This window comes from Streptomyces sp. NPDC026673 (assembly GCF_040638135.1).
Classification (GTDB): domain Bacteria; phylum Actinomycetota; class Actinomycetes; order Streptomycetales; family Streptomycetaceae; genus Actinacidiphila.
Window position 1 is genome coordinate 1 of the sequence record NZ_JBEZXR010000164.1, and the last position, 4,245, is coordinate 4,245.

Here is a 4,245-nt window from a genome sequence, read left to right on the forward strand (position 1 = left end):
TGTGCGGCACAGACGGCACAACAAGTACCGCCCGCCATGCACATAAATATGCGGTCCAGAATGCCCAGCCCCGGAGGCCCCGACCCCGGCCCACCCCCACACGCAGCGACGCGGTGCCTGACCGCGCCGGGCAATCGGGAGGGCGGGCGGGGAAAAACCCACCGCAACCACAACGGCGCCGCACACGACAACCGGCCACCAGCAAACCGCTACCGCGGCACCCGCTGCTCCGCCCAGATCACCTTCCCCCCGGCGGTATAACGCGTCCCCCATCGTTCGGCGAACTGCGAGACCAGGAACAACCCCCTGCCACCCTCATCCGTGTCGGCCGCGTACCGCAGATGCGGAGAGGTCCCGGCGGCGTCGGACACCTCGCAGACGAGCACCTGATCGAGGATCAGCCGGACACGGATGGGCTCGGCACCGTAGCGGATGGCGTTGGTGATGAGTTCGCTCAGCAGCAGCTCGGTGGTGAAGCACAGCTCGTCCAGCCCCCACGCGGTCAACTGCCGCTCCACCGCCGCCCGTACCCCGGAGACCGCGGCCGGGTCGCGGGGCACGTCCCAGTCCGCGACGTGGCCGGCGGGCAGGACCCGCGTACGGGCGACGAGCAGCGCGACGTCGTCGCCCGGCCGGAGGGGCAGGACCTCCTCGAACACGTCCCGGCAGGTCTGCTCGGGATCCCGGCCGGCGCGGGACAGCGCCCGGCGCAGCAGTTCCAGACCCTCGTCGATGTCCCGGTCCCGGTCCTCCACCAGGCCGTCGGTGTAGAGCACCAGGCTGCTGCCCTCCGGCAGCGTCAGCTCCACCGACTCGAAGGGCAGACCGCCGAGACCCAGCGGCGGGCCGGCCGGCAGGTCGGGGAAGTGCACCGTGCCGTCGGGGTGCACGACCGCCGGGAGCAGGTGTCCGGCGCGGGACATCGTGCAGCTGCCGGACACCGGGTCGTAGACGGCGTACAGACAGGTGGCGCCGGCGACGGTCGTGCCCGCGGGGGCGGTGCCGTCGCCGGAGGGGGCCGCGTCGCTCTGGTCGATCCGGGCGACCAGCTCGTCCAGGTGGCCGAGCAGCTCGTCGGGCGGCAGGTCCAGGGTGGTGAAGTTGTGCACGGCGGTACGCAGGCGGCCCATCGTGGCGGCCGCGTGCAGCCCGTGGCCCACGACGTCGCCCACCACCAGGGCGACGCGCGCCCCCGGCAGCGGCAGCACGTCGAACCAGTCACCGCCCACCCCCGCCTGCGCGGGCAGGTAGCGGTAGGCCGCGTCCAGGGCGGTCAGCCGGGGCAACTCCCGCGGCAGCAGGCTGTGCTGAAGGGTCACCGCCATCGTGTGCTCGCGGGTGTAGCGGCGCGCGTTGTCGACGCACACCGCGGCCCGCGCCGCCAGTTCCTCCGCGAGCTTGAGCTCCTCCTCGTCGAACGGCTCCGGGGCCTGCGAGCGCCAGAAGTTCACCATCCCGAGCAGGACCCCGCGGGCGTTCAGCGGGGCGCAGATCAGGGAGTGGATGCCGAAGCCGACGACCTGCGCGGTGCGCTCCGGGTCCTGCGCCCGCCAGCCGGGGGAGTCCGCGATCCGGGGCACGAGGACGGCCCGGCCCCCGGCGATGCCCGCGGCCTGCGGGGTGGACGGCACGAAGAGCACCGGATGCCCGGCGGGATAGAGCGGATGGTCGCCGCGGACCCCGCTCACCGCGACCCGGCGCATCTCCACCGAGGGCCCCGGCAGCGGCTCGTCCCCGCGCAGCACCCGCACCGCGAGGTCCACGGTGACGTAGTCGGCGAAGCGCGGGACCGACACCTGCGCCAGTTCCTCCGCGGTCCTGGTGATGTCCAGCGTGGTCCCGATGCCCAGGCTCGCGTCGTACAGCAGGCGCAGCCGGGTCCTGGCCGTCTCCGCGCGGCCGGACAGCGCCCGCAGCTCGGTCGCGTCGCGCAGGGTCGCCACGCTGCCCGGGGGACCGCCGTCGCGGTCGGTGGGGCGGTTGTTGAGCACCAGCAGCCGGTCCCCGGCGGGCAGCACCTCGTCGGTTGCGGCACGCCCGGAGGAGAGCAGCTCGCGGGCCCGGTCGTCCAGGCCCAGCGCGGCGACGGGCCGGCCCTCCGCGTCGGCGGGCAGGTCCAGCAGCCGCCGCGCCTCGTCGTTGGCGAGCAGCAGCCGCCGGTCCCCGTCGAGGATGAGGACTCCCTCGCGCACGGCGTGCAGCACGGCGTCGTGGTGCTCGTACATGCGCGTCATCTCGACCGGCCCGAGGCCCCTGGTCTGCCGGGTGAGCCGTCTGGCGATCAGCCAGGTGCCGCCGGTGGCCAGGGCCAGCACCCCGGCGGCCACCCCGAGCATGACCGGCAGTTCCTCGTTGACGGCACGGCTGACCCTGGCGATCGTGATGCCCGAGGAGACGATGCCGACCACTTCGCCGCGGTCGTCGAAGACCGGGACGTTCGCCTGCACCAGCGGGCCGATGGTGCCCACGATGTCCTCGGTGACCACCCTGCCGTGCAGGGCCGGTTCGATGTTCCCGACGAACTTCTTGCCGATGCGGTCCGGCTTGGGATGGGTGTAGCGGATCCCCTGCCGGTCCGTCACCACGATGAAGTCCACCCCGGAACGCCGGCGCGCCTGTTCCGCCTTCGGCTGCAGGACCGCGGTCGGATCGGGGGAAGCGAGCGCCGCGACGATGCCCGGCGAGCTCGCGAACGTCGTGGCCACCGCCACCGAGCGGTTGCGGGCCTCCTCGTGGCTGTCGTGCCGCGCCTGGACGACGAGTTGGGCGACCGCGGCGGCGACCAGCAGGACGACGACCACGACCTGCAGCAGGAAGACCTGACCGGCCAGGCTGCGTCCGCCCGCCGGCGCTCGCAGTCCCCGCCTCGGCGGTTTCCGCGAGGCCCGATGATCGGTCGGCCCGGCCATAGGCCATGTCTACACTGCCGGCACGGCCGAGGCGACTGTTACCCATGAGTTCGTCGTGGCCCGTACGGTGGCCGCATGCACAGGACGACGCCGCCCGCCGTGCTGGGCCGCCGCACGCTCAACCGGGCCCTGCTGGACCGGCAGCTGCTGCTGTCGCGGGCGGCGATGAGCCCGCTGGAGGCGGTCGGGCATCTGCTGGGCCTGCAGTCCCAGGCCCCGCACTCCGCGTACCCCGCGCTGTGGACCCGGCTCGACGGCTTCGCCTTCGCCGACCTGTCCCGTCTGCTGCTGGACCGCGCCGTCGTGCGCATTGCCCTGATGCGCGGCACGGTGCACCTGGTCAGGGCGGACGACGCGCTGCTGCTGCGCCCGCTGCTGCAGCCGCTGCTCGACCGGCAGATCGAGCGCGGGACCTGGGGTCCGGGCGTGCGCGGCGTGGACCGGGACGAGGCCGTCGCCGCCTGCCGCGCGCTGGTCGAGGCGGAGCCGCGTACCCCGGGGGAACTGCGCGAGCTGCTCGGGCCGCGCTGGCCGGACGCCGACCCCGCCTCCCTCGTCAACGCGCTGCGCAACTGGATGCCGCTGGTGCAGGTGCCGCCGCGCGGCGTCTGGGGGATCGCCGGACGGACCGCCTACACCACCGCCGAGTCCTGGCTGGGCCGCCCTCCGGCCGGCTCCGACCTCCGCGCGCTCGTGCGCCGCTACCTCGCCGCCTTCGGTCCCGCCTCCGTCGCCGACGCGCAGAAGTGGTCGGGGCTCACCGGCCTGCGGCAGGTCTTCGCCGCCATGGAGCTGCGCACCTACCGCGACGAGAACGGCCGCGTGCTGTACGACGCCCCCGACGCCGCGCCGCTGCCCGACCCCGACCTGCCGGTGGCCGCCCGCTTCGTCGCAGACTTCGACAACCTCCTGCTGTCGCACGCCGACCGCTCCCGGATCCTCGCCGAGGAGCACGTCGGCCGGGTGATGACCGCCAACGGCATCGTCCGCGGCACGGTGCTCGTCGACGGCTTCGTCGCCGGCACCTGGAGCACCGTCCGGGAGCGCGGCACCGCCGCGGTCGCCGTCGTGCCGTTCGCGTCGCTCCGGGCGGCGGACCGCGCCACGCTGGAGGAGGAGGGGAGGCGGCTGCTCGCCGCCTCCGACCCGGAGGCGGACCGCCACGACGTGCGCTTCGCGTGACCGCCGGCGCGGGGCCGGGTGGGGGATCGCTCCGTCCGGCCCCGCCACGGGGCCGCCGGGCCGTTGCGGGTCCCGGCGGCGGTTGCGGGGGGTCAGCCGCGCAGCGGTGCCAGGGCGCTGCTCCACTCGATGACCTCGTCGATGAGGGTGGACA

Annotated in this window: 2 protein-coding genes; one reads left to right on the top strand and one right to left on the bottom strand. The window is 74.5% G+C overall.

The genetic code is table 11. The annotated features are described in order from the left end of the window. Positions 1 to 209: 209 nt before the first annotated feature. A complete protein-coding gene (locus AB0F62_RS42460) occupies positions 210 to 2,909 on the bottom strand; it encodes a SpoIIE family protein phosphatase (protein WP_361812188.1) in 2,700 nt (899 codons plus the stop codon). A 75-nt stretch (positions 2,910 to 2,984) separates the two neighbouring features. On the opposite strand from AB0F62_RS42460, the gene AB0F62_RS42465 reads away from it, so the two are divergent. Next, entirely contained in the window at positions 2,985 to 4,091 is a 1,107-nt protein-coding gene (locus AB0F62_RS42465) for a winged helix DNA-binding domain-containing protein (protein ID WP_361812191.1), read from the top strand. Positions 4,092 to 4,245: the final 154 nt, after the last annotated feature.

What these genes read in the sequence shown, in the direction of transcription:
- AB0F62_RS42460 (WP_361812188.1), bottom strand. Translation starts at nt 2,909, where the DNA reads ATGGCCGGGCCGACCGATCATCGGGCCTCGCGGAAACCGCCGAGGCGG.
- AB0F62_RS42465 (WP_361812191.1), top strand. Translation starts at nt 2,985, where the DNA reads ATGCACAGGACGACGCCGCCCGCCGTGCTGGGCCGCCGCACGCTCAAC.